The following is a 25,957-nucleotide window of genomic DNA, read 5'->3' as shown; positions in this document are numbered from 1 at the left end:
TAGTTGGTAAACAACAGACAAACATCATTAACACAGTAACGATTTTGTTACGCAGCATTGCAGCAGACTCTTATCGTCATGCGGTGCGGTTATCTCTCTATGGAATATTATTCAAGGATTTTTATGTCTAAAAAATTAGGTTTTGCGCTGTCTGGTATTATGTTGGCAATGGCTGCTGGTACTGCATTTGCTGCTAACGATATGGACGGTGGTCAGTTAAATATTAGCGGCCTGGTCGTTGATAACACCTGTGAAGCTCGTGTTGATGGCGGTAACAAAGATGGTTTGATCCTGCTGCAAACCGCTACTGTTGCTGAAATCACCGATGGTGTACTGGATACCACCGTAGGTGCTAAAGCTAAGCCATTCAGCATTACTATTGACTGCAGCAAAGCTAACCCGGCTCCGGGTACTACTGCAAAAATGACTTTCGGTTCCGTGTTCTTTAGCAATAGCAAAGGTACTCTGAATAACGATATGTCTATCAATAATCCATCTGATGGTGTGAATATTGCCCTGCATAATATTGAAGGTTCCACTATTAAGCAGGTTCAGGTTAATAATCCGGGTGATGTTTACAGCAAAACTCTGGATGCAACGTCTAAAACTGCAACCTACGATTTTAAAGCATCCTATGTTCGTGCTGATGCAAGCAAAGCAGCAACTGCCGGTTATGTAAAAACTAACTCAGCATATACCATTACTTACCAGTAAATATCAGCCACCTAAATTGATTGGGTGAATATATATAGGGAATAACATCAAACATATTTATTTTTGAACGTTATTCCCTGTTTTAATTAACTCTGTGAGGAACGGTTTATGTTTTTTAATACTAAACATACCGCAGCATTGTGCTTAGCGAGCTGTATGGCTTTTAGCTCATCAGCTATTGCAGACATCGTAATTTCAGGTACTCGCGTAGTTTATAAAAGCGAACAAAAAAGCGTCAATGTGCGTCTGGAAAATAAAGGCAATAACCCATTGCTGGTTCAGAGTTGGTTAGATACTGGAGATGACAACGCTGAACCAGGCAGTATTACTGTCCCCTTTACCGCTACGCCACCAGTATCACGTATTGATGCTAAACGTGGCCAAACAATCAAACTGATGTACACCGCCAGTAGTGCTCTGCCAAAAGACAGAGAAAGTGTGTTCTGGTTTAACGTACTGGAAGTTCCACCAAAACCCGATGCAGCAAAAGCAGCAAATCAAAGCCTGCTACAACTGGCATTTCGTACACGTATAAAACTGTTCTATCGCCCGGAAGGATTGAGTGGAATTCCATCTGATGCGCCATTGGCTCTGAAGTGGTCCTGGGCAACATCTGAAGGCAAAGCGGCATTACGCGTTGATAACCCTACGCCCTACTATGTCTCTTTTAGCAGTGGTGATTTAGAAGCCAACGGCAAACGCTATCCCCTGGATGTGAAAATGATTGCGCCGTTCAGTAACGACGTCATCAAGGTAAATGGGATGAGTGGCAGAACAAGCTCTGCAAAAGTGCATTTTTTCGCCATTAATGATTTTGGCGGCTCTATTGAAGGCAACGCCAACCTTTAATCTGGCAAGGATATACCACAGCAGGAAGCAGAACGTGACTATTAAATCCACTAAAAAATATCATAATCACCTTACCCGCATCGCCACGTTTTGCGCGCTGCTGTATAGCAACAGTGCTTTATGCGCTGAACTCGTCGAATATGACCATACATTTCTGATGGGAAAGGATGCTTCAAATATCGACCTTAGTCGGTATACAGAAGGCAACCCGACACTACCAGGCATTTACGATGTCAGTGTGTATGTTAACGATCAACCTATCATGAGCCAAAGCATTGCTTTTACTGTTATTGAAGGTAAAAAGAACGCTCAGGCCTGCATTACGCAGAAAAATTTATTGCAATTTCATATCAGTTCACCAGACAAGAATAGCGAAAAAGCCATTTTGCTTAAGCGAGACGAAGATCTTGGTGATTGCCTCAATCTGGCTGAAATGATCCCTCAATCATCCATTCGTTACGATGTTAACGATCAACGCCTGGATATCGACGTCCCCCAGGCATGGATTATGAAGAATTATCAAAACTATGTTGATCCCTCTTTGTGGGAAAATGGCATTAATGCAGCCATGCTTTCCTACAACCTCAATGGATATCACAGTGAAAGTCCAGGCAGAACAAATGACAGTATCTATGCGGCATTCAACGGTGGGATAAACTTAGGCGCGTGGCGGTTACGTGCCTCAGGTAACTACAACTGGATGACCAATGTCCATAGTGATTATGATTTTCAGAATCGCTATTTACAACGCGATCTTGCGTCACTACGTTCACAACTGGTTATTGGTGAATCTTACACGACCGGCGAGACCTTCGATTCAGTCAGCATTCGCGGTATTCGCTTATACAGTGACAGTCGAATGCTGCCTCCGGTATTAGCCAGTTTTGCGCCAATCATTCATGGCGTAGCGAATACCAATGCCAAAGTAACCGTTATGCAAAATGGTTATAAAATCTATGAAACGACGGTGCCGCCAGGGGCCTTTGCCATTGATGATCTTAGCCCGTCAGGTTATGGCAGTGATCTCATTGTGACTATCGAAGAAGCTGATGGCACAAAACGGACGTTCTCCCAGCCATTTTCATCTGTTGTGCAAATGCTGCGCCCTGGCGTTGGTCGCTGGGATATTAGCGCCGGTCAGGTTTTAAAAGACAGTATCCAGGATGAGCCTAATTTATTTCAAGCCAGCTACTACTATGGTTTGAATAACTACCTGACAGGATATACCGGTATTCAGCTAACTGATAATAACTATACCGCCGGATTGCTGGGGCTTGGTATGAATACCCCCGTGGGGGCTTTTTCTGTCGATGTTACTCACTCAAATGTCAGCATTCCGGACGATAAAACCTATCAAGGACAAAGCTACCGTATTTCCTGGAACAAGTTATTTGAAAATACCAGTACATCATTAAATATCGCGGCCTATCGCTACTCCACCCAGCATTATCTGGGCCTCAATGATGCGCTGACGCTGATTGATGAAGTAGAACATCCTGAGCAAGATCTTGAGCCTAAATCCATGCGCAATTACTCGCGCATGAAAAATCAGGTCACGGTCAGTATCAACCAACCGCTGAAATTTGAGAAAAAGGATTACGGTTCATTTTATCTCTCGGGAAGCTGGTCAGATTACTGGGCCTCCGGACAAAACAGTACTAATTACTCTATTGGTTATAGCAATAGTGCGTCCTGGGGCAGTTACAGTATCAGTGCTCAACGTTCGTTGAATGAAGATGGTCAAACCGACGATAGCATTTATCTCAGCTTCACGATTCCAATAGAAAATTTACTGGGTACGGAACACCGCAGCTCCGGCTTCCAGAGTATTGATACACAATTAAACAGCGACTTTAAGGGTAATAACCAACTCAATATCAGCAGTAGTGGTTACAGCGATACCAATCGCATCAGCTACAGCGTAAACACGGGTTATATGATGAATAAATCCAGTGATGACCTGAGTTATATCGGCGGTTATGCCAGTTATGAATCGCCGTGGGGAACTCTGTCAGGTTCAGCCTCAGCAAGCAGTGATAATAGTCGCCAATTCTCACTCAATACTGATGGTGGATTTGTGTTACATAGCGGCGGGCTGACGTTCAGTAATGACAGTTTTAGTGATTCCGACACTCTGGCTGTCATTCAGGCGCCAGGAGCAAAAGGCGCTCGTATTAACTACGGAAACAGCACCGTAGACCGCTGGGGTTATGGTGTGACCAGCGCCCTTTCGCCATACCATGAAAACCGTATCGCACTGGACATTAACGATCTGGAAAACGATGTTGAATTGAAAAGCACCAGTACTGTCGCCGTCCCGCGCCAGGGAGCCGTCGTCTTTGCTGATTTTGAAACAGTTCAGGGACAATCGGCAATTATGAATATCGTGCGAAGCGATGGTAAAAATATTCCATTTGCAGCGGATATTTATGATGAACAAAACAATATCATCGGCAACGTAGGTCAGGGTGGTCAGGCCTTTGTTCGCGGTATCGGGCAGGAAGGAAATATACGAATTACCTGGATTGAAGAGGGCAAACCAGTCAGTTGTTTTGCTCATTACCAACAAAACACGACATCAGAAAAAATAGCGCAATCTATTATTCTGAACGGACTTCGTTGTCAGATACAGTAACCACAAGGGACTTCCAATGATAAAAACCACACCACATAAAATAGCAATACTCATGGGGCTATTATTATCGCCATCTGTATTTGCAACGGATGTTAATGTCGATTTTACCGCTACCGTGAAAGCGACAACATGTAACATCACCCTGACATCGCTGAATGGTTCAAACGTCGTTGATAATGGCAATGATAGTTATACCCTGATAATCCCCAAGATGGGACTGGATAAGATAGTCAATAAAGCGTCACAATCTGAGGCCAACTTCAAATTAGTCGCCAGTGGGTGTAGCAGTGGAATTAGCTGGATTGATACCACAATGACTGGAAATCAGTCTGGTAGTACATCGCTGATTATTCCACAATCTTCTGACTCCTCCTCAACAACCAGTAATATTGGTATGGGATTTAAAAGATTAGAGACTTCGGGCGATACGTTTCTGAAACCCAATAGCGCGGAATACATCCGCTGGAAAACCACAGAAATTAGCACCAGTGGTCTGGAAATGACTGTCGCACTGCGCGAAACAACCCCAGGACAGGGCATACCCGGGAAATTTCGCGCACAGGCAACGTTCAATTTCATCTATCAATAACAAGGATGACAATGATGATATTAAAAAAATTATGTTATGGATTATCGGGTAGTCTATTTCTGGCTTCATCACTGTTAACCATTTCCTCACATGCGGCCACTGATAGTATTGGCCTGACTGTTACTACAGACATAGAAATGGGTACCTGTACATCAACGTTGACTGATGACGGTACAGCTAAACTGTCCACCATCAATTTCGGTGATGTATATATTTCTGAAATTAATGCCGAAACTAAAATTAAAACCTTCAAATTGCAGTTCAAAGACTGTGCGGGGATTCCCGGGAAAAAGGCCAAAATAAAGTTGACCCCACGAGCCTTATGCGAAGGTAATTCTAATAACGGCCCTGGATTTGCTAACGCATCAACGGCAACAGCAAAAGCAGCGGCAGTCGCCGTTGAGGTCTGGAGTACGTCCACACCAGGTAAAAACGGCGCAAAACAATTCAGTTGCGTCACCCCCGCAACAGAAGAAGTCAGTATTGCTGGTGCGACGGGAGGTGATGTTGTCGATTACCCGATGAGTGCTGTTTTGGTGGTCGCGAAAGATAAAACCGTTACAGATGTCACCGCGGGTGATTTCACCGCTCCGGCAACATTTACTGTGACTTATAACTAACAGGCAGACCGATTCAGGAACTAAATATGCGCCCCACTCAACGTAATCTGATGAAAAAATCAATTCTGCTTCTGTCTTTGCTATTCAGCACCACTTTCCCTGTGGTTGCAGGACAGGATGTTGACATTGTTGCAAATATAAAAAATAACACCTGCCAAAGTGGAATCAGCAACAACGGAAATATTGATTTAGGTGTCGTTGGCGTGGGCGATTTTACCGGAAACATTTCAGCCGAAAATTATCACCCCGGTGGAAAAGAGTTCACTATTACAGTACAGGACTGCACACTTCAGGGCACAGGGAATGTGTTAAATCAGTTACATATTGATTTTCGCGCACTCAGTGGCGTAATGGCGACAGGTTCCAGTCAAATATTCGCCAATGAAGACAACACCGGGGCTAAAAATGTTGGGGTAGTTATATTCTCTATTCAGGACCCGGCAAATACCTTCAACGTTCTTGGCGTAACTGGTAGCTCACGTTCCGTTTATCCGGTCATGTCATCAGCACTAAACAATTCATCCTGGAAATTTAGCACTCGAATGCAAAAAATCGATCCAGCGCTGAATGTCACCTCTGGCCAACTTATAAGCCATGTGTTAGTGGATATTTACTACGAATAACAGACAAAGTGCTGCAAGCATTATCTTGCAGCATGACAATGGAGTAAAAATGAAGATATTCTTCAGATACTTTCTTTTTTTAGCACTATGCTCTTGTTGTTATACAGCAAGTGCCGGCACCGATGATAACGTCAGCTATCTTGTTGGGAATGATTACGGAGTGGGTCCGGGAGACCAAAAGTGGAGAGAAACAGGCCCCAGTGCAGACATTACTGTCAAATTCAGGTATTCAACAAGCACAAATAACTTAGTTTTTTATAAACCAACCCAACTCGGACCAACAGGTGTGTCATTATACTGGTCTCAGTTAAATAGCGCTTCAGGTGGAGGTTACCTTTACTGCAACAGAAGTAACACTGCAAGCGGTGAGCCTATGGCAATTGAAAATCAAATGGTTGATTCGGGTAAACGTTATGGCGGGCATAAACTATTTGAAACATCTGTCCCAGGCCTGTATTATACATTAAAGATATCAAACATTTGGTCATCATACACCACAACCAATATCAGTTCATCAGGTATGTATATCGGCGATTCTCCAACTCAATATTTTCGGTGGATCCCCGAAAGTGAAGCCACTCTATATTGGTCTTGTAACAATGCAAACTCATCTAATAAATACTGGGCCGTAGGTGGAGTTTGGCAGTCGCTCACGGTGGAATTTTATACCGATACCAACTTTGACCCCACAAAGACAAACAAGGTAACATTATCTAAGCCGGGTGGTTATCTCTACTCATTCAAAGGATATGGTCTTGGTGGCGGTATCAACGATCACAGCTATTTCCTTAAAATAGATTTTGACCTGGATAATATGACGTTATCCAACCCAACGTGTTTTACTGCTGCACTTACTGGCCCATCTGTAAGCGGTTCAACAGTTAAAATGGGAGATTATACCCCAGCGCAAATAAAAAATGGCGCAACAGCGGTTCCTTTTGATATCACGCTACAGAACTGTATTCGTGTTCGCAATATAGAAACAAAACTTATGTCAAACAAGGTGGGCAGTGTAAGCAAAGAACTTCTGGCTAACACACTCACAGGAAATAATGCAGCAAAAGGCGTTGGTGTACTGATTGAAGGTTTAAAAAACACTAAAAGTGCACAAATGGTACTGAAACCAAATGATTCAACGTCTGTTTATAAAGATTACGAAACAGAAGATGACACTACCGGAGGAATTTACCCGGATAAAGGAAACGGTACCTCACAACCTCTTCATTTCCAGGCTACATTAAAACAAGACGGTAATATTGCTATAGAACCGGGGGATTTTAAAGCCACCAGCACTTTTCAGGTTACCTACCCCTGATAACACTATCGCACCGCCAGACAACGGCGGTGCGATACGGATAAATCATTGCCCCCACCAATGTGACTGATAAAATGCGAGACAGCACAACATCATTTATCAGGATACGCTATGAAACCAACCACGATTGCTTCATTGCAGAAATGCAAGCAGGACAAAAAACGTTTCGCAACCATCACCGCTTACGACTATAGCTTCGCAAAATTGTTTGCCGAAGAAGGACTTAACGTCATGCTGGTAGGCGATTCACTGGGCATGACGGTTCAGGGGCATGACTCCACGCTACCGGTTACCGTTGCCGATATCGCCTATCACACCGCCGCTGTGCGTCGCGGCGCGCCAAACTGCCTTCTGCTGGCTGACCTGCCATTTATGGCGTATGCCACGCCGGAACAAGCTTTTGAAAACGCCGCAACGGTAATGCGTGCCGGAGCCAACATGGTCAAAATTGAAGGCGGTGAGTGGCTGGTGGAAACCGTACAAATGCTGACCGAACGTGCCGTTCCAGTTTGTGGTCATTTAGGCCTAACCCCACAGTCAGTGAATATTTTCGGTGGCTACAAAGTCCAGGGGCGCGGCGATGAAGCGGGCGATCAACTGCTCAGCGATGCATTGGCATTAGAAGCTGCTGGGGCACAGCTGCTGGTGCTGGAATGCGTGCCGATTGAACTGGCAAAACGTATTACCGAAGCACTGGCGATCCCGGTTATTGGCATTGGCGCAGGCAACGTCACTGACGGGCAGATCCTCGTGATGCACGACGCGTTCGGCATTACCGGCGGCCACATTCCTAAATTCGCTAAAAATTTCCTCGCCGAAACGGGCGACATCCGCGCGGCTGTGCGGCAGTATATGGCTGAAGTGGAGTCCGGCGTTTACCCGGGCGAAGAACACAGTTTCCATTAAGGAGTGACGTTGTGTTAATTATCGAAACCCTGCCGCTGCTGCGTCAGCAAATTCGCCGCCTGCGTATGGAAGGTAAGCGCGTGGCGCTGGTGCCCACCATGGGTAACCTGCACGATGGCCATATGAAGCTGGTCGACGAAGCCAAAGCCCGCGCCGATGTGGTAGTGGTCAGTATTTTCGTTAACCCGATGCAGTTTGACCGCCCGGAAGATCTGGCACGTTATCCACGGACCTTGCAAGAGGACTGCGAAAAGCTGAACAAACGTAAAGTGGATCTAGTTTTCGCGCCTTCGGTAAAAGAGATCTACCCGAACGGTACAGAAACCCACACCTATGTTGATGTTCCCGGTCTTTCCACCATGCTGGAAGGTGCCAGCCGTCCGGGACATTTTCGCGGCGTTTCGACTATTGTCAGCAAGCTGTTCAATCTGGTCCAGCCGGACATCGCCTGCTTCGGTGAAAAAGATTTTCAGCAACTGGCGCTGATCCGCAAAATGGTTGCTGATATGGGCTTTGATATTGAGATTATCGGTGTGCCAATTATGCGCGCCAAAGACGGTCTGGCGCTGAGTTCCCGTAACGGTTATCTGACGGCGGAACAACGCAAAATTGCGCCCGGTCTGTACAAAGTTTTAAGTTCAATTGCCGACAAATTGCAGGCTGGGGAACGGGATCTCGATGAAATTATTGCTATTGCCGGGCAAGAACTGAATGAAAAAGGCTTCCGCGCCGATGATATTCAGATTCGTGATGCCGACACGTTGCAGGAAGTCTCTGAAAACAGCAAACGGGCAGTGATTCTGGTAGCCGCCTGGCTTGGCGATGCTCGCCTGATCGACAACAAAATCGTCGAACTGGCGTAATCCTTATCTGGCGCTACGGCTGATGGCGCCAGTTATTAATTTACCCCACGTCATGGCGATGACGTCTGTAAGCGATTATTCATAACGCAGACAACTTAGTTAGAGTTAATTAGCTTATCAACCTCTGTAAGAGATAAAGTTGCCATCTCTGCAACGTCTTCCCGAGACATTCCTTTACTCAGAAGACGCTGGGCCAGCCTTACCTTCCGGAGTCCCTCTTTATATCCCTTCTGAAATCCCTTCTGAAATCCCTTCTCTTCAAACCACTGCGCCAACGTCTGCCTGGTTTCTCTCCGTGTCTTTATTTCCATATGTTCCCTTAATTATCTGGTCAGTTAACAATAACAATTATCTGGCTATAACTGATAATGCAGATAACTTAGCTAATCAGCTTATCAACCTCAGCAAGAGGTAAATTTGCCATCTCTGCAACGTCTTCCCGAGACATCCCTTTACTCAGAAAACGCAGGGCGAATTCCTGTCTTACTTCCTGTCTAACCTCTTGTATTACCTCCTGTCTTACCTCCTGCCTTTCCTCCTGTCTTCCCCTCTCTTCAAACCACTGCGCCAGCGTCATCATAGACTGCCCTCCCGTTTCCCTGTCTCTCAGCACACCATAAAACAAATCCGCTTGTTCAGTATGACCGCGTTGCAGCATATAGTTTTGCATGGCAACTAACTGACTTCCGCTAGTGTACCCTTCGTCAATCAGCGTGACCAGTTGCTCCAGCAATAACATTAAGTCGCGCTGGCGAATATGTTTTTGCAGTAGTTCGAGAATCACAATCCGCCGATGTTGCATGATTTCGTCATCCGGTGTGATGGTGATATCCACCAGCGGGAAAGGGTTGTTGTAAACGCGTCGCGCCAGCTCCGGCGAGTAAAACATATCAAACCAGCACATTGAGAGCGGATAAGGTGTGGCCTCGCCCTGATAAAACAGAATCGGCACCACCAGCGGCAGCTTATCGTGATCCGCCTCCAGATGCCGGTGCATGGCGGCAATGGCATAGCGCATCATGCGAAAGGTCATTTTCTTATCCGGCTTGCTTTGATGTTCAATCACCACATGCAAATAACCGGGATTACCCTGCATTTGCACGGAATAGAGTACGTCCATGCTGTGCCCTTTCAGGCTTTCTTCAATAAAACTCCCCGACTCAAGATGCAGCGTGTCGAGGTCACACAGTTCGCGTAGTTCCGCTGGCAAATGGATATCCAGAAAGTCACGAGCCGTTTCCGCATGCATTAAAAATTGTTTAAATACCGCGTCATGCGGTGTGGTACTCGGTGCATCCATCTTCCCTGCCTTCCGTGTTGTCTTGCGTGAAGGCAGTATCCAGTCAAGGCGCGCCGTCGTCAGCCGCCTCTTTAGTGTTTACCGAGCAGCGTTCAGAGAAATTTCAATTGGTTACAGGCGTTACATGGCACGCTTCGGCACGGTACGCAAACTGCTGATGCAAATGCCGTCAGATGAGTAGACACTAAACAAAAATCGGGCAATACTGCGTGAGAATTTCCTCAAAGCAGGCATCGCCTGCTTCGTTAACGACAGGGTAGAAAGGTAGAAGTTATGATTCGCACGATGCTGCAGGGCAAACTCCACCGCGTGAAAGTGACTCATGCGGACCTGCACTATGAAGGTTCTTGCGCCATTGACCAGGATTTTCTTGACGCAGCCGGTATTCTCGAAAACGAAGCCATTGATATCTGGAATGTGACCAACGGCAAGCGTTTCTCCACCTATGCCATCGCGGCAGAACGCGGTTCGAGAATTATTTCCGTTAACGGTGCGGCGGCCCACTGCGCCAGCGTCGGCGATATTGTCATCATCGCCAGCTTCGTTACTATGCCAGATGAAGAAGCTCGCACCTGGCGACCCAACGTCGCCTATTTTGAAGGCGACAATGAAATGAAACGTACCGCGAAAGCCATTCCGGTACAGGTTGCTTGATTGTTATCCCTGCGGCTGGTTACTCACCAGCCGCGACATCGTCTCCAGCGAATCCGTTCTTAAGATATAAAGTCGTTTTAGTAACAACGGATTATCTCCCGGTTTTACTTTGCCTTTCATAGTCGTCACCGCCAGGTGAAATCCGGCATCGTTTGCTGCCTTCACGGCTTTGTCATTAAAGCCGCCAAACGGATACGAAAGATACCAGACATGCGGATTAAATTGCGCCAGAGCGCGGCGTGAACGTGAAAAATCAAACAGAATATTATGCTCACTACGGCTCAGTAATATGGGTCGGCGATAACCATCCACACGATGCAAAAAATGGGTATGTGACTGGAAATCAAATACATCGCGAATTTCGTTAAGTTCAGAAACGCTCATAAATTGCAGCGATTTTGGGTCCCACTTCTGCGGGTGACGTTTGATGCGCGAGGTAACAATAAACGCCGTCGCCTTCATGCCATATTGTTTCAACACAGGATACGCATAGCGGCTCACCGATTTGAGGCCATCATCAAAGGTAATCACCACCGCTCGCGCAGGGAGATTGATCTTATTCTTCACGTAACCTTCCAGCTGCACCATACTCAGTGTCGTGTATCCCCTGTCGCGCAGCCAGGCCATCTGGTTATTGAAAGCGCGTACCGAGGTGGTCGTCGAAGTATGGCGAAAACGGGTGTTTTCTTCGTCGCGCAGAATATGGTGATAGGTTAGCACCGGCAGGCCATTATCGGGTTGGGCATCCAGCGCGCTGATATAGGCCAGTCGATCGCCAATACGGATCTGATACCAGGTTTGATTTAACCTGTCTTTCAGTTTATGCAAAATCGGGTAGCGCAAATTGTCCGCCAGTACCCCAAACGGCGCACTGCCCGCACTCGGCGCGTTATAGACCGGCGTATCTTTCCAGGTAACTAAGTTCTGATTACTCAGCGGCTTGTTGAGGTCACCCAAACCGTCTTCAACTTTTTGTCGCCCCTGAACCGGCTCGAGATGACCTTTATCGATAAACCCTTTACCAAAGCCAAAATTAAATGCGTAATAACTTGCGGCAGTGGGCTCCACGGCAATGATTTGTCCGGCCCGAATATTCCCCACCGTCACCATCTTGTCGCCAATTTGCGCCCAGACCGCAGCATTTTCGATGGTTTGCATATAACGGGCAGGTAACGCGGCACTGACACTTGCGGTAAACAGCATCAGCAGGAGAATAACAGCTTGTTTGTACATGAAAAAATAACCGAGGGTGAAACAACGCTTTTATTGTAGCAAAAGCGCCATCAGAATCGCGGGTTAATACTCATACAAATTATGTTTGAGGACGAAAGGCGGATTTTTTTGTTGCTGGTGCCAAAGACTACTCACCTCCGGCGCACCCAGTTCGACAATACGCTCGCGAAACTCTGCGCTGGATAACGTTTCACGGTAGGCCAGCATCTGCTCAATTAACGGTAACGTGACGCCAGAAATCACTTCGCAGCGGGAATGTTTATGGCTTAATAGCGAAGCCACGCGGTACGGCGGCGCTCCGGCTATATCGGTTAAGAAGATGACACCCTCACCAGAGTCCGCTTCATGCAGAGCATCGCACATCATGCGGCTGAGCATATTAGAGCTTAACCCACGCCAGAAATTCACGGCCCGGCACTGAAGAAGTGCCCCATGTTTTTTCTCCAGCGCATCCAGTATCTCTTGCGCCCGGTCATCGTGACAGGTAATTACCCAACCTAACATCGCCTTCCTCCTTAGCCGAAAATCAGTCTACCCTGACCATTGTTGATAAAGGGTGATAGCCGTCAAAACTCCTCTCCCCCAAATCCAGAGGAGAGGAAATAGCCTTAGCTACGCAAACCACGTCCACGTTGGATCAGCGACCAACAGATTAAATAAAACGCCACAATAAAGACCACCAGTACGCCAAAGGTAGTGACCAGCGGAACATCATTGATACCGAGGAAGCCGTAGCGGAAACCACTGATCATATAAACGATTGGGTTCAGGTGCGACAGCCCTTGCCAGAACGGCGGCAACAAAGTCAGTGAGTAAAAGACCCCGCCCAAATACGTAAGTGGCGTTAACACAAAGGTTGGCACCAGGCTGATGTCATCGAACGTTTTGGCAAACACGCCGTTCAGCAAACCCGCAAGGGAGAACAACACCGCCGTGAGCACCAGCGTTAAAGCGACAAATACCCACGAATGCACCTGAAACGGCACAAAAAACAGTGAAATTGCCGTCACCAGAATGCCAACAAACAGACCACGCGCCACGCCACCGCCGACATATCCGGCAATAATGACGTGAGTCGGAACCGGCGCTACCAGCAGCTCTTCAATATTACGCTGGAACTTGGCACCAAAAAATGATGACGCGACGTTAGCGTAGGCGTTGGTGATCACCGACATCATGATCAGCCCCGGTACAATGAACTGCATGTAGCTGAAGCCATGCATATCGCCAATACGCGAACCAATCAGGTTACCGAAGATAATAAAGTAAAGGGTCATGGTGATGACCGGTGGCACCAGCGTCTGCACCCAGATACGCATAAAGCGATGGATCTCTTTCGCCCAGATGCTTTTTAGTGCCACCCAGTAAAGATGCATCATGCGCGATCTCCTTGTTTTTCATTAACCAGTGAAACAAACAGCTCTTCCAGACGGTTAGCTTTGTTACGCATACTTAATACCTGAATGCCCTGCTCACTTAACTGCGTAAATACGCTGTTGATCCCCTGCTCACGCAGAACTTCAACTTCCAGCGTCGCGGTATCGACCAGTCGATACTGATAGCCATCGAGCTTCGGTAACGGGCTTTTCGGTGCGAGATCGAGAATAAAGGTTTCCGATTTCAGCTTCGCCAGCAGCGCCTTCATCGAGGTATTTTCCACCAGCTCACCGTGTTGAATAATGCCGATATTGCGGCACAGCATTTCTGCTTCTTCCAGGTAGTGTGTGGTGAGAATGATAGTGGTGCCTTTGTCGTTTAAATCCTTCAAAAAGCCCCACATTGAGCGGCGAAGTTCGATATCCACGCCTGCGGTCGGTTCGTCGAGAATCAGTAGTTTAGGTTCATGCATTAACGCACGGGCAATCATTAAACGGCGCTTCATCCCGCCAGATAACATACGCGCACGTTCGTTGCGTTTTCCCCATAGATCGAGTTGTTTAAGATACTTTTCGCTGCGAATGTACGCTTCTTTGCGCTCCACACCGTAGTACCCTGCCTGATTCACCACAATTTGCTGCACGGTTTCAAACGGGTTGAAGTTAAATTCCTGTGGCACCAGACCCAACTGACGTTTAGCGTTTACGACATCTTTCTCGAGATCGTAACCAAATACGCTGACCCGCCCGGAGGTTTTATTTACCAGAGAGCTGATAATACCGATAGTGGTCGATTTTCCGGCCCCGTTCGGCCCGAGAAGCGCATAAAAATCACCCGCTTCGACCTGCAAATCGATTCCACGAAGCGCCTGAACGCCGCCTGGATAGGTTTTTTTAAGCTGTTGAAGTTCCAGTGCAATGGTCATAAATTTTTACTTACCTTACGTTCTTACACTTTATCTGTGGTTTAAATCGTCCCGGAGTTGCCCTATATTAGCCAAACGTAATTATTTGGTTACAGGTCGTTAACCTCCATGAAAGACATAGATACACTCATCAGCAACAATGCACTATGGTCAAAAATGCTGGTGGAAGAGGATCCCGGGTTTTTTGAGAAACTGGCACAAGCGCAAAAACCGCGCTTTCTATGGATTGGATGTTCCGACAGTCGCGTTCCTGCAGAACGTTTAACCGGTCTTGAGCCGGGCGAACTCTTTGTTCACCGTAATGTTGCTAACCTGGTCATTCACACCGACCTGAACTGCCTTTCCGTGGTTCAGTATGCAGTGGATGTACTCGAAGTTGAACACATTATTATCTGTGGCCACTACGGTTGCGGCGGCGTACAAGCCGCAGTTGAAAACCCGGAACTGGGGCTTATCAACAACTGGCTGCTGCATATCCGTGATATCTGGTTCAAACATAGCTCATTGCTCGGCGAAATGCCGCAAGAGCGCCGTCTGGATACCTTGTGTGAACTGAACGTCATGGAACAGGTGTATAACCTGGGCCACTCCACCATTATGCAATCAGCGTGGAAACGCGGGCAGAAAGTCACCATACACGGCTGGGCCTACGGCATTCACGACGGCTTGCTACGTGATCTGGATGTCACAGCGACTAACCGCGAAACCCTTGAGCAACGTTACCGTCACGGGATCTCCAACCTCAAGCTGAAACACGCCAACCACAAATAAAAATGCCATGCCGGATGCAACACATCCGGCAACTTCACACTTACTCGTCCAGCAGAATCACTTTGCCGATATACGGCAGATGACGGTAACGCTGTGCGTAATCAATGCCGTAACCCACCACAAACTCATCCGGGATCGAGAAACCGATAAATTCTACCGGGACGTTCACTTCACGACGGGACGGTTTATCCAGCAGCGTACAAATCGCCAACGACTTCGGTTCGCGCAGGCTTAAGATCTCACGCACTTTCGACAGTGTATTCCCCGAGTCGATGATATCTTCAACAATCAGCACGTCCTTGCCACGGATATCTTCATCCAGATCTTTGAGGATTTTCACATCACGGGTGGTGGACATGCCGCTACCGTAGCTGGAGGCGGTCATAAAATCGACTTCATGAGATACCTGAACTTCACGGCACAGGTCCGCCATAAACATAAATGAGCCACGCAGCAGACCAACCAGCACCATATCGCTGCCACTGTCTTTGTAACGCTCAGTAATCTGACGACCCAGTTCGGCGATACGCGCTTTAATCTCCGCTTCGGGGATCATTACTTCTACAGTATGTTTCATATCTCTAACCATATGATTTAAAAACAAATCACTTCGCACGGGCAGGTTTCAGCACCGCAACAAAGCGCAAGACACGCAGTATACCAGTAAAACTATTCATTCGCGGAATCTGTTAATAAAGCTCGAATTGTGATGACGATCACACATGTTAAAACCTATAATTAATTGCTACTAAAATATTAATGAATTGAAATGGTGTCTCTTTATGGCAATTAACAATACCGGCTCGCGGCGATTACTCGTCACGCTAACAGCCCTTTTTGCAGCGCTTTGCGGGCTGTATCTACTCATTGGCGGAGGCTGGCTGGTCGCGATTGGCGGCTCCTGGTACTACCCTATCGCTGGCCTTGTGATGCTCGGCGTCGCCTGGATGCTGTGGCGCAGTAAACGCGCCGCGCTTTGGCTGTACGCAGCCCTGCTGCTCGGCACTATGATTTGGGGCGTCTGGGAAGTTGGTTTCGACTTCTGGGCGCTGACTCCGCGCAGCGACATTCTGGTCTTCTTCGGCATCTGGCTGATCCTGCCGTTTGTCTGGCGTCGCCTGGTCATTCCTGCCAGCGGCGCAGTTGCCGCACTGGTGGTGGCACTGCTGATTAGCGGTGGTATCCTGGCCTGGGCCGGATTTAACGATCCGCAGGAAATCAGCGGCACCTTAAGCGCCGATGCCACACCTGCCGAAGCCATCTCCCCCGTTGCCGATCAGGACTGGCCTGCCTATGGTCGCAATCAGGAAGGTCAACGCTTTTCACCTCTGAAACAAATTAACGCCGATAACGTTCACAACCTGAAAGAAGCCTGGGTGTTCCGTACAGGCGATGTGAAACAGCCGAACGATCCAGGTGAAATCACCAATGAAGTGACGCCAATTAAAGTGGGCGACACCCTTTACCTGTGTACCGCTCACCAGCGCCTGTTTGCGCTCGATGCCGCCAGCGGCAAAGAGAAATGGCATTACGATCCTGAACTGAAAACCAACGAGTCCTTCCAGCATGTAACCTGCCGTGGCGTCTCTTATCATGAAGCCAAAGCAGAAACTGCCTCGCCAGAAGTGATGGCGGATTGCCCGCGTCGTATCATTCTTCCGGTCAATGATGGTCGTCTGATTGCAATTAACGCTGAAAACGGCAAGCTGTGCGAAACCTTCGCCAATAAAGGCGTGCTCAATCTGCAAAGCAATATGCCGGACACCAAACCGGGTCTGTATGAACCGACTTCGCCGCCGATTATCACCGATAAAACCATCGTGATGGCCGGTTCAGTCACCGATAACTTCTCAACCCGTGAAACATCTGGCGTGATCCGTGGTTTTGATGTCAACACCGGGGAGCTGCTGTGGGCTTTTGATCCTGGTGCGAAAGATCCTAACGCAATCCCGTCTGACGAACACACCTTTACCTTTAACTCGCCAAACTCGTGGGCACCAGCGGCCTATGACGCGAAGCTGGATCTGGTGTATCTGCCGATGGGCGTGACCACGCCGGATATCTGGGGCGGTAACCGCACACCGGAACAGGAACGTTATGCCAGCTCGATTCTGGCGCTGAATGCCACAACCGGGAAACTGGCGTGGAGCTACCAGACCGTTCACCACGACCTGTGGGATATGGATCTTCCGGCACAGCCGACGCTGGCGGATATCACCGTTAATGGTCAGAAAGTGCCAGTTATTTATGCTCCGGCGAAAACCGGCAACATTTTTGTGCTCGATCGTCGTAATGGCGAACTGGTGGTTCCGGCACCGGAAAAACCGGTTCCCCAAGGTGCTGCCAAAGGCGATTACGTAACCCCAACTCAACCGTTTTCTGAACTGAGCTTCCGTCCGACGAAAAATTTGAGCGGTGCGGATATGTGGGGAGCCACCATGTTTGACCAGCTGGTGTGCCGCGTGATGTTCCACCAGATGCGCTATGAAGGCATTTTCACCCCGCCATCTGAACAGGGTACGCTGGTCTTCCCTGGTAACCTGGGGATGTTCGAATGGGGCGGGATTTCCGTTGATCCGAATCGTGAAGTGGCAATTGCCAACCCAATGGCACTGCCGTTTGTTTCGAAACTGATCCCACGCGGTCCTGGCAACCCGATGGAGCAGCCGAAAGATGCCAAAGGCACGGGTACGGAATCCGGCATTCAGCCGCAGTACGGTGTACCGTATGGCGTCACGCTCAATCCGTTCCTCTCACCGTTTGGTCTGCCGTGTAAACAGCCAGCATGGGGTTATATCTCGGCGCTGGATCTGAAAACCAATGAAGTGGTGTGGAAGAAACGTATTGGTACGCCGCAGGACAGTATGCCATTCCCGATGCCGGTACCTGTGCCGTTCAATATGGGTATGCCGATGCTGGGCGGGCCAATCTCCACGGCGGGTAACGTGCTGTTTATCGCCGCTACGGCAGATAACTACCTGCGCGCTTATAACATGAGCAACGGTGAAAAACTGTGGCAAGGTCGTTTACCAGCGGGTGGTCAGGCGACGCCAATGACCTATGAAGTGAATGGTAAGCAGTATGTGGTGATCTCCGCAGGCGGTCACGGTTCATTTGGTACGAAGATGGGCGACTATATTGTGGCTTATGCGTTGCCGGATGATGTGAAGTAAGGCTTGCTCAGATTGCTGACAACGTGCGATTTGTTCATGCCGGATGCGGCGTGAACGCCTTATCCGGCCTACAAAACATTTGCAAATTCAATATATTGCGCGTAGGCCTGATAAGCGTAGCGCATCAGGCAGTTTTGCGTTTGTCATCAGTTTCATGCCCGGAGAGATCCGGGCATATTTCCGAATACGGTCTTTTTATACCGTAAACCCTAACATCATCCCCGTATCTTCATGCTCCAGCAAATGGCAGTGCGCCATATAAGCATGTTCTTTCGGTGCATCGTGATTAAACTTCACCAGCACTTCGCTGACATTACCTTCTACCTTAACGGTATCTTTCCAGCCTGCGCGATGCGTCGCTGGCGGTTTGCCATTTTCTTACAAGATACGGAACTGCGTACCGTGGATATGGAACGGATGCAGCATCATGTCGCCCACGCCAGAGATAACCCAACGTTCGTATTGCCCTTTCGCCGCCGCAAACATCGGCTTGTTCATATCAAACGCCTGACCGTTGATTTTATTGGCATGGTGGAAATCGAACTTCCCGCCGTGGTTCATATGATTCATATTGCCATGCCCCATATGGCCCATCATCTGGCTGTGATCCATCCCGGCCATCGCCTGATCGCCATATTTCTCCATCAGCATCTGCATCCCCATCATATCGAGCATCGGGTCCATAGAGAGTTGCAGCTTGCGTACCGTCAGCCCTTCCAGCGAAGGTAACGCAGGCAGGCTACTTAATGTGTCTGGCAAAGCACCAGAGGCACTAATGGCAATCGGCTGAATCCGCATTACCGGATGCGGCTTGTCAAACGGCGCAATCGCCATCCCCATCTGGCTGACCGGCAGCGTCACCAGGTCAAAGGGGTTGTTGTCGTTAACCTCCACCAGCACTTCAAAACGCTCGCCCATCAGCACGGGAAGCTCGTTCACCTTCACCGGTTCAGGTAGCAGACCGCCGTCGCTGGCAATCACATAAAGCGGGCGATTGTCGCTGGTGGCGAAATTGAGCGAGCGGGCATTACAGCCATTGAGCAAACGCAGGCGCAGCCAACCACGCGGGGCAGCGTGTTGTGGGTAGATTGCACCGTTGGTCAACAACGTATCGCCAAACCAGCCCACGGCGGCGGTCATCACATCCAGTTGATAATCAATCTGCCCGTCAGCGCTAAATTTCTTATCCTGAACGATCACCGGAACATCATCGATACCCCACTGTTTTGGCAGCATTAATTTCAGGATCTCGTCATCTTCAATCACCACCAGACCAGCCAGCCCCATCGCCACCTGTCGCCCGGTCTTGCCATGTTGATGTGGATGGAACCAGCAGGTAGCGGCAGGTTGATCAACGTTCAACGTCACCGAGCGCTTGCCACCTGGCGGAATAATTCCCTGCGGGCCGCCGTCCACTTCACCCGGTACTTCCAGCCCGTGCCAGTGCAACGTCGTCTCTTCCGTCAGTTGGTTGTAGATATCAACCGTTACCGCTTTGCCGCGCTGTAATTTCACCGCCGGCCCCAGCAGATTGCCGTTATAGCCCCAGGTAGTTGCGGTTTTCCCGCCAAAGGTGGACTGACCTGCGCCAATAGTTAACTGAATGCGATTACGGGCATCGGTCGTGAGCAAATCAGGGATCGGTAACGTTGGGCGTTCCGCCGCAAATACTGCGCGGCTCCACAGCGGCAAAGCCGAAGCCACGCCCAGCGCGACGGAATATTTTAAGAAATCACGACGTTGCATAGTTATTTCCTTATTCTTAAGCAGGCGAAACAAAATCAAACGTTGAGCATAGTCCTTCCCCTTACGGGAAGGTCAAGCCGCAGACACAATTTAATCGACAATAATGGTCGTCGCCTCGCTCGCAGTGTGCTAACGTTTATCTTCTTTAAGCCCCTGGTAGAAGCAATGAAGACGTTTTTCAGAACAGTGTTATTCGGCAGCCTGATGGCCGTCTGCGCAAACAGTTACGCGCTCAGCGAGTCTGAAGCCGAAGATATGGCCGATTTAACGGCAGTTTTTGTTTTTCTGAAGAACGATTGTGGTTACCAGAACTTACCTAACGGGCAAATTCGTCGCGCACTGGTCTTTTTTGCCCAGCAAAACCAGTGGGATCTCAGTAATTACGACACCTTCGACATGAAAGCCCTCGGTGAAGACAGCTACCGCGATCTCAGCGGCATTGGCATTCCCGTCGCTAAAAAGTGCAAAGCCCTGGCCCGCGATTCCTTAAGCCTGCTTGCCTACGTCAAATAATCCCTGATACCTTTTTGTAGAAATATTGACCGTGCATCCGCGGTCAATGTTAGCTATTATGTTGCGCCCTTTTTTTACGGGTGTTAACAAAGGAGGTATCAACCCATGGCCGAAAAAAAACAGTGGCATGAAACGCTACACGACCAGTTTGGGCAGTACTTTGCGGTAGATAACGTTCTGTATCATGAAAAGACCGATCACCAGGATCTGATCATTTTTGAGAACGCCGCATTTGGTCGCGTAATGGCGCTGGATGGCGTAGTACAAACCACCGAGCGCGACGAGTTTATCTATCATGAGATGATGACCCATGTTCCGCTACTGGCCCACGGTCACGCGAAACATGTGCTGATTATCGGCGGCGGCGACGGTGCCATGCTGCGTGAAGTAACCCGACATAAAAACGTTGAGTCAATCACGATGGTGGAAATCGATGCGGGTGTCGTGTCGTTCTGCCGTCAGTATCTTCCCAACCATAACGCCGGTAGTTACGACGATCCACGCTTTAAACTGGTGATCGACGATGGTGTCAATTTCGTTAATCAAACCAGCCAGACCTTTGATGTCATTATCTCCGACTGCACCGATCCTATCGGTCCCGGCGAAAGTCTGTTTACTTCTGCATTTTATGAAGGCTGCAAACGTTGCCTGAATCCTGGCGGTATCTTCGTCGCACAAAACGGCGTCTGCTTTTTACAGCAGGAAGAGGCCATCGACAGTCATCGCAAACTCAGCCATTACTTCAGCGATGTTGGCTTTTATCAGGCGGCGATCCCGACCTATTACGGCGGCATCATGACCTTTGCATGGGCGACAGATAACGACGCCTTACGCCATCTCTCAACCGAAATTATTCAGGCGCGTTTTCTCGCTTCTGGCCTGAAATGCCGTTATTACAATCCGGCAGTCCATACGGCAGCTTTTGCCTTACCCCAGTATCTGCAAGATGCACTGGCTTCACAGCCGTCCTAAGGAGAAGATAAGAAATTGAAAAAACTGAAACTGCATGGCTTTAATAATCTGACCAAAAGTCTGAGTTTTTGTATTTACGATATCTGCTACGCCAAAACTACCGAAGAGCGCGACGGTTATATTGCTTATATCGATGAACTCTATAATGCCAACCGTCTGACCGAAATCCTGTCAGAAACCTGTTCCATTATCGGGGCCAATATTCTTAACATCGCCCGCCAGGATTACGAACCACAGGGTGCCAGCGTCACTATTCTGGTGAGTGAAGAACCGGTTGACCCGAAACTCATCGACAAAACAGAACACCCCGGCCCACTGCCAGAAACGGTCGTTGCCCATCTCGATAAAAGTCATATTTGCGTACATACCTACCCGGAAAGTCATCCTGAAGGCGGTTTATGTACCTTCCGCGCCGATATTGAAGTCTCTACCTGCGGCGTGATTTCTCCGCTGAAGGCGCTGAATTACCTGATCCACCAGCTTGAGTCCGATATTGTGACTATTGATTATCGCGTGCGCGGTTTTACCCGCGACATTAACGGTATGAAGCACTTTATCGACCATGAGATTAATTCGATTCAGAACTTTATGTCCGAAGATATGAAGGCGCTGTATGACATGGTGGATGTAAACGTCTATCAGGAAAATATCTTCCATACCAAGATGTTGCTTAAAGAGTTCGACCTTAAGCACTACATGTTCCACACCAAACCGGAAGATTTAACCGACAGCGAGCGCCAGGAAATTACCGCTGCGCTGTGGAAAGAAATGCGCGAGATTTATTACGGGCGCAATATGCCCGCTGTTTAACGTCTCAGGCGGAGCACGGAGGCTCCGCCTGATTTACTTACTTCTGCTGCACGAAATTACGGTAAGCCGCCACCACCTGAAGAAAATCCTCAACGCCGCACAGCGACAAGCTCTCTTCATCGTAGTAGTTCATCCCCTCTTCCATTTCATCGCCAGCGAATTCCAGTTGATTGGCGCGAACCATCACCTCTTCACCGTCCATCCACAGAGTGTATTCATGCCCTGCCCACTGCCAGGATCGTTCGCTACCTTTCAATGCGTGCGCCGCTTGTTCCACTTCATCAAGCAAGGCCAGGTTTTCTTTCACCTCTTCATTAAACCAGTGCCCGACCACTTCATGCCCCATGGACATACGCACCTTTACCACTCCGGTAATATCGCGCAGAAATTCGTAATCCATAGTGTGTTCCTCTGCTCCCGGCAATGCGCCGAAATCGCATTGCGCCATTGATGTAATTATCGCAGCCTTACCGGAGAAAAACAGCGGAACGGCGATGGTTTAGAAATAAAAAATGCCCGGGAATCTCATTCACCGGGCATTGTGTCGTTTATGCGCAGCGCGTGCGCTGACTTTTTAAACCGCAGTCTGGAAAATCACCCCATCGGCTTTTTCGGTGTACTGAGAAAGCTGGTTGAAGTTCAGATAACGGTAAGTATCAACGGCAGTTTTATCTACTTGCGCCACGTAGGTCTGGTACTCTTCCGGCGTCGGCAGTTTGCCAATCAGCGCCGCAACAGCAGCCAGTTCCGCAGAAGCCAGGAAGACATTCGCGCCCGTCCCCAAACGGTTCGGGAAGTTACGGGTAGAGGTGGAAACCACCGTCGCACCGTCTGCTACACGCGCCTGGTTACCCATACACAGGGAACAGCCAGGGATCTCGATACGAGCACCACTCTTACCGAAGACGCTGTAGTAGCCTTCTTCGGTCAGCTGTGCAGCGTCCATACGCGTTGGCGGTGCCACCCACAGGCGGGTCGGCAACTGACCTTTGTGCGCATCCAGCAGTTTACCCGCAGCACGGAAGTGACCGATGTTAGTCATGCAAGAACCGATAAACACTTCGTCGATCTTCTCGCCCTGTACCGCAGACAGCGGACGAGCGTCGTCCGGGTCGTTCGGTGCACAGAGGATTGGCTCTTTAATATCCGCCAGATCGATGTCGATCACTGCCGCGTATTCCGCATCTGCATCGGCTTCCAGCAGCTCAGGATTCGCCAGCCATTTTTCCATGCCCTGAATACGACGTTCCAGGGTACGACGATCGCCGTAACCTTCCGCGATCATCCACTTCAGCAGGACGATGTTAGAGTTCAGGTATTCGATGATCGGTTCTTTGTTCAGCTTGATGGTACAACCGGCAGCAGAACGCTCGGCAGACGCATCGGTCAGCTCAAATGCCTGCTCAACTTTCAGATCCGGCAGACCTTCAATTTCCAGAATGCGACCAGAGAAGATGTTTTTCTTGCCTTTCTTCTCAACGGTCAGCAGACCTTGTTTGATTGCATACAGCGGAATGGCGTGAACCAGGTCGCGCAGGGTGATGCCCGGCTGCATTTTGCCTTTGAAGCGCACCAGAACGGATTCCGGCATATCCAGCGGCATTACGCCTGTTGCGGCTGCAAATGCCACCAGACCAGAACCCGCCGGGAAAGAGATACCGATCGGGAAACGGGTATGGGAGTCACCACCGGTACCGACAGTATCCGGCAGCAGCATACGGTTCAGCCAGGAGTGGATTACGCCGTCACCCGGACGCAGCGACACACCGCCACGGTTCATAATGAAGTCCGGCAGCGTGTGGTGCGTGTTAACGTCAACTGGTTTCGGATACGCCGCGGTGTGGCAGAAAGACTGCATCACCAGGTCAGCCGAGAAGCCCAGGCACGCCAGGTCTTTCAGTTCATCACGAGTCATCGGGCCGGTGGTGTCCTGGGAACCTACAGAAGTCATTTTCGGTTCACAGTACGCGCCCGGACGAATGCCTTTCACGCCACAGGCACGGCCTACCATTTTCTGCGCCAGCGAGAAGCCGCGATCGCTCTCAGCGACATCTTTCGCCTGACGGAACACATCGCTGTGCGGCAGGCCAAGTGCTTCACGCGCTTTGGTGGTCAGGCCACGCCCAATAATCAGCGGAATACGGCCGCCAGCACGCACTTCATCAATCAGCACGTCGGTTTTCAGTTCGAAGGTCGCCAGCAGTTCGCCGGTTTCGTGGTTACGCACTTCACCTTTGTACGGGTAAACGTCAATTACGTCGCCCATGTTCAGGTTAGAGACGTCGACTTCGATTGGCAGCGCACCCGCGTCTTCCATCGTGTTAAAGAAGATGGGTGCAATTTTACCGCCGAGGCACAAACCACCGCCGCGTTTGTTCGGCACATGTGGAATATCATCGCCCATAAACCACAGAACGGAGTTAGTGGCGGATTTACGCGATGACCCCGTACCCACAACGTCACCGACGTACGCCAGTGGGAAACCTTTCTGTTGCAGAGCTTCGATTTGCTTAATCGGACCAACAACGCCTGGCTGATCTGGCTCAATACCTTCACGGGCGTTTTTCAGCATCGCCAGCGCGTGCAGTGGGATATCCGGGCGTGACCACGCATCCGGTGCCGGAGAGAGGTCATCGGTGTTGGTTTCGCCTGTGACTTTGAAGACGGTAACGGTCAGTTTTTCAGCCAGCGCCGGGCGATTCAGGAACCATTCGGCATCTGCCCAGGACTGCATTACCTGCTTCGCATATTCGTTGCCTGCTTTCGCTTTCTCTTCTACGTCATAGAAGTTATCGAACATCAGCAGCGTGTGAGAAAGTGCTTTGGCAGCGATCGGTGCCAGTTTGGCATCATCCAGCGCGTCGATCAGCGGATGAATGTTGTAACCACCCTGCATGGTGCCCAGCAGTTCGATGGCTTTTTCCGGAGTCAGCAGAGGGGATTTGGCTTCGCCTTTAGCGATAGCAGCCAGGAAGCCTGCTTTTACATAGGCGGCTTCATCGACGCCTGGGGGAACACGGTTGGTTAACAGATCTAACAGGAATTCTTCTTCGCCCGCGGGCGGGTTTTTCAGCAGCTCTACAAGCGCGGCCATTTGGTTTGCATCCAGGGGTTTGGGCGCAATCCCCTCAGCGGCACGCTCAGCTACGTGCTTACGGTATTCTTCTAGCACGACGGTTCTCCTCGCTCTCATTGTCATAGTGCGGCAGGCGATTCTCTTCACGCTCCTGTGAGACAGCAGTTTGTAGGGTAAATGCCCAGTACCGCAACGGGCAGAATAGCAGGATTTTGACGATGTGTTAATCTGTTTACAAAAAAGCAACATAAAAAAGTGGCTGAATCGTTAAGGATGGTCTAGAGATTGTTTCC

24 protein-coding genes and 1 pseudogene are annotated in these 25,957 nt (G+C 49.2%); 15 read left to right on the top strand and 10 right to left on the bottom strand.

The window, feature by feature from the left end; genetic code table 11:
* The first annotated feature begins 123 nt into the window (after nt 1–123).
* The 9 genes from ACJHWT_RS08950 (at nt 124) to panC (ending at nt 9,114) form a co-directional block, all read left to right on the top strand.
* Nucleotides 124–714 carry a fimbrial protein gene (locus tag ACJHWT_RS08950; protein ID WP_001317621.1) on the top strand — a complete coding sequence of 197 codons (591 nt, stop codon included), beginning with the start codon at nt 124–126 and terminating at the stop codon, nt 712–714.
* Nucleotides 715–822: 108 nt separating this feature from the next.
* Nucleotides 823–1,563 (top strand): fimbrial chaperone, encoded by a 741-nt coding sequence (locus tag ACJHWT_RS08945; protein ID WP_000465918.1) that lies wholly within the window; start codon nt 823–825, stop codon nt 1,561–1,563.
* A 34-nt stretch (nt 1,564–1,597) separates the two neighbouring features.
* Nucleotides 1,598–4,198, top strand: a complete 2,601-nt coding sequence (locus ACJHWT_RS08940; RefSeq protein ID WP_000153309.1) for an outer membrane usher protein — start codon at nt 1,598–1,600, stop codon at nt 4,196–4,198.
* A 16-nt stretch (nt 4,199–4,214) separates the two neighbouring features.
* Nucleotides 4,215–4,787: a fimbrial protein gene (locus ACJHWT_RS08935; RefSeq protein WP_000598296.1), complete on the top strand. Its 573-nt coding sequence runs from the start codon at nt 4,215–4,217 to the stop codon at nt 4,785–4,787.
* An 11-nt stretch (nt 4,788–4,798) separates the two neighbouring features.
* Nucleotides 4,799–5,407, top strand: coding sequence for a fimbrial-like protein YadL (gene yadL, locus ACJHWT_RS08930; RefSeq protein ID WP_001317620.1), 609 nt, complete (start codon nt 4,799–4,801; stop codon nt 5,405–5,407).
* Between the two features lie 26 nt (nt 5,408–5,433).
* Nucleotides 5,434–6,030: a fimbrial-like protein gene (locus ACJHWT_RS08925; protein ID WP_001247918.1), complete on the top strand. Its 597-nt coding sequence runs from the start codon at nt 5,434–5,436 to the stop codon at nt 6,028–6,030.
* Between the two features lie 25 nt (nt 6,031–6,055).
* On the top strand, nt 6,056–7,345 hold the full coding sequence (locus ACJHWT_RS08920) for a fimbrial-like adhesin (RefSeq protein ID WP_071593075.1): 1,290 nt from the start codon (nt 6,056–6,058) through the stop codon (nt 7,343–7,345).
* A 111-nt stretch (nt 7,346–7,456) separates the two neighbouring features.
* Nucleotides 7,457–8,251, top strand: a complete 795-nt coding sequence (gene panB / locus ACJHWT_RS08915) for a 3-methyl-2-oxobutanoate hydroxymethyltransferase (RefSeq protein WP_000805460.1) — start codon at nt 7,457–7,459, stop codon at nt 8,249–8,251.
* 11 nt (nt 8,252–8,262) lie between these two features.
* A complete protein-coding gene (gene panC, locus ACJHWT_RS08910) occupies nt 8,263–9,114 on the top strand; it encodes a pantoate--beta-alanine ligase (RefSeq protein ID WP_000905362.1) in 852 nt (283 codons plus the stop codon).
* Between the two features lie 95 nt (nt 9,115–9,209).
* Here the strand turns inward: panC and ACJHWT_RS08905 are convergent, their stop codons facing one another.
* Both ACJHWT_RS08905 and ACJHWT_RS08900 read right to left on the bottom strand, forming a co-directional pair.
* A complete protein-coding gene (locus ACJHWT_RS08905; protein WP_000404121.1) occupies nt 9,210–9,425 on the bottom strand; it encodes a hypothetical protein in 216 nt (71 codons plus the stop codon).
* Nucleotides 9,426–9,493: 68 nt separating this feature from the next.
* Nucleotides 9,494–10,414 (bottom strand): Rpn family recombination-promoting nuclease/putative transposase, encoded by a 921-nt coding sequence (locus ACJHWT_RS08900; RefSeq protein WP_000339897.1) that lies wholly within the window; start codon nt 10,412–10,414, stop codon nt 9,494–9,496.
* A gap of 273 nt (nt 10,415–10,687) precedes the next feature.
* Here ACJHWT_RS08900 and panD point away from each other — a divergent pair, with 273 nt between their 5' ends.
* Nucleotides 10,688–11,068: an aspartate 1-decarboxylase gene (gene panD / locus ACJHWT_RS08895; RefSeq protein ID WP_000621515.1), complete on the top strand. Its 381-nt coding sequence runs from the start codon at nt 10,688–10,690 to the stop codon at nt 11,066–11,068.
* Nucleotides 11,069–11,071: 3 nt separating this feature from the next.
* Here the strand turns inward: panD and ACJHWT_RS08890 are convergent, their stop codons facing one another.
* The 4 genes from ACJHWT_RS08890 to ACJHWT_RS08875 form a co-directional block, all read right to left on the bottom strand.
* Nucleotides 11,072–12,301 carry a polysaccharide deacetylase family protein gene (locus ACJHWT_RS08890; protein ID WP_000277910.1) on the bottom strand — a complete coding sequence of 410 codons (1,230 nt, stop codon included), beginning with the start codon at nt 12,299–12,301 and terminating at the stop codon, nt 11,072–11,074.
* Between the two features lie 63 nt (nt 12,302–12,364).
* Complete coding sequence (locus ACJHWT_RS08885) at nt 12,365–12,805, bottom strand: PTS sugar transporter subunit IIA (RefSeq protein WP_000901983.1); 441 nt, start codon at nt 12,803–12,805, stop codon at nt 12,365–12,367.
* 104 nt (nt 12,806–12,909) lie between these two features.
* Nucleotides 12,910–13,680, bottom strand: a complete 771-nt coding sequence (locus ACJHWT_RS08880) for an ABC transporter permease (RefSeq protein WP_000972203.1) — start codon at nt 13,678–13,680, stop codon at nt 12,910–12,912.
* Nucleotides 13,677–14,603 carry an ABC transporter ATP-binding protein gene (locus ACJHWT_RS08875; protein WP_000150637.1) on the bottom strand — a complete coding sequence of 309 codons (927 nt, stop codon included), beginning with the start codon at nt 14,601–14,603 and terminating at the stop codon, nt 13,677–13,679. Before ACJHWT_RS08875 ends, ACJHWT_RS08880 begins: the two co-directional genes overlap by 4 nt.
* Before the next feature lie 108 nt (nt 14,604–14,711).
* Here ACJHWT_RS08875 and can point away from each other — a divergent pair, with 108 nt between their 5' ends.
* Entirely contained in the window at nt 14,712–15,374 is a 663-nt protein-coding gene (can, locus tag ACJHWT_RS08870; RefSeq protein WP_000651599.1) for a carbonate dehydratase, read from the top strand.
* A gap of 40 nt (nt 15,375–15,414) precedes the next feature.
* On the opposite strand, the gene hpt is transcribed toward can, so the two are convergent.
* Nucleotides 15,415–15,951, bottom strand: coding sequence for a hypoxanthine phosphoribosyltransferase (hpt, locus tag ACJHWT_RS08865; protein ID WP_000683335.1), 537 nt, complete (start codon nt 15,949–15,951; stop codon nt 15,415–15,417).
* A gap of 205 nt (nt 15,952–16,156) precedes the next feature.
* On the opposite strand from hpt, the gene gcd reads away from it, so the two are divergent.
* Entirely contained in the window at nt 16,157–18,547 is a 2,391-nt protein-coding gene (gene gcd, locus ACJHWT_RS08860; RefSeq protein ID WP_001317619.1) for a quinoprotein glucose dehydrogenase, read from the top strand.
* A 195-nt stretch (nt 18,548–18,742) separates the two neighbouring features.
* Here gcd and cueO read toward each other — a convergent pair.
* Nucleotides 18,743–20,293 (bottom strand): annotated as a pseudogene (gene cueO / locus ACJHWT_RS08855) (multicopper oxidase CueO).
* Between the two features lie 165 nt (nt 20,294–20,458).
* Between cueO and ACJHWT_RS08850 the strand changes: the two are divergent.
* From ACJHWT_RS08850 to speD, 3 genes are all read left to right on the top strand, one after another.
* On the top strand, nt 20,459–20,806 hold the full coding sequence (locus tag ACJHWT_RS08850; RefSeq protein ID WP_001295568.1) for a YacC family pilotin-like protein: 348 nt from the start codon (nt 20,459–20,461) through the stop codon (nt 20,804–20,806).
* A 105-nt stretch (nt 20,807–20,911) separates the two neighbouring features.
* Nucleotides 20,912–21,778, top strand: a complete 867-nt coding sequence (gene speE / locus ACJHWT_RS08845) for a polyamine aminopropyltransferase (RefSeq protein ID WP_000818414.1) — start codon at nt 20,912–20,914, stop codon at nt 21,776–21,778.
* Nucleotides 21,779–21,793: 15 nt separating this feature from the next.
* Nucleotides 21,794–22,588 carry an adenosylmethionine decarboxylase gene (gene speD, locus ACJHWT_RS08840; RefSeq protein ID WP_000734302.1) on the top strand — a complete coding sequence of 265 codons (795 nt, stop codon included), beginning with the start codon at nt 21,794–21,796 and terminating at the stop codon, nt 22,586–22,588.
* Nucleotides 22,589–22,625: 37 nt separating this feature from the next.
* On the opposite strand, the gene yacL is transcribed toward speD, so the two are convergent.
* Together yacL and acnB are read right to left on the bottom strand one after the other, a co-directional pair.
* On the bottom strand, nt 22,626–22,988 hold the full coding sequence (yacL, locus tag ACJHWT_RS08835) for a protein YacL (RefSeq protein WP_001317618.1): 363 nt from the start codon (nt 22,986–22,988) through the stop codon (nt 22,626–22,628).
* Between the two features lie 174 nt (nt 22,989–23,162).
* Nucleotides 23,163–25,760, bottom strand: coding sequence for a bifunctional aconitate hydratase 2/2-methylisocitrate dehydratase (gene acnB / locus ACJHWT_RS08830; protein ID WP_001307570.1), 2,598 nt, complete (start codon nt 25,758–25,760; stop codon nt 23,163–23,165).
* Between the last annotated feature and the right edge of the window lie 197 nt (nt 25,761–25,957).

Source organism: Escherichia sp. WS338, assembly GCF_046486405.1.
Classification (GTDB): domain Bacteria; phylum Pseudomonadota; class Gammaproteobacteria; order Enterobacterales; family Enterobacteriaceae; genus Escherichia; species Escherichia coli.
This window is presented reverse-complemented; position numbering and strand designations above follow the sequence as displayed.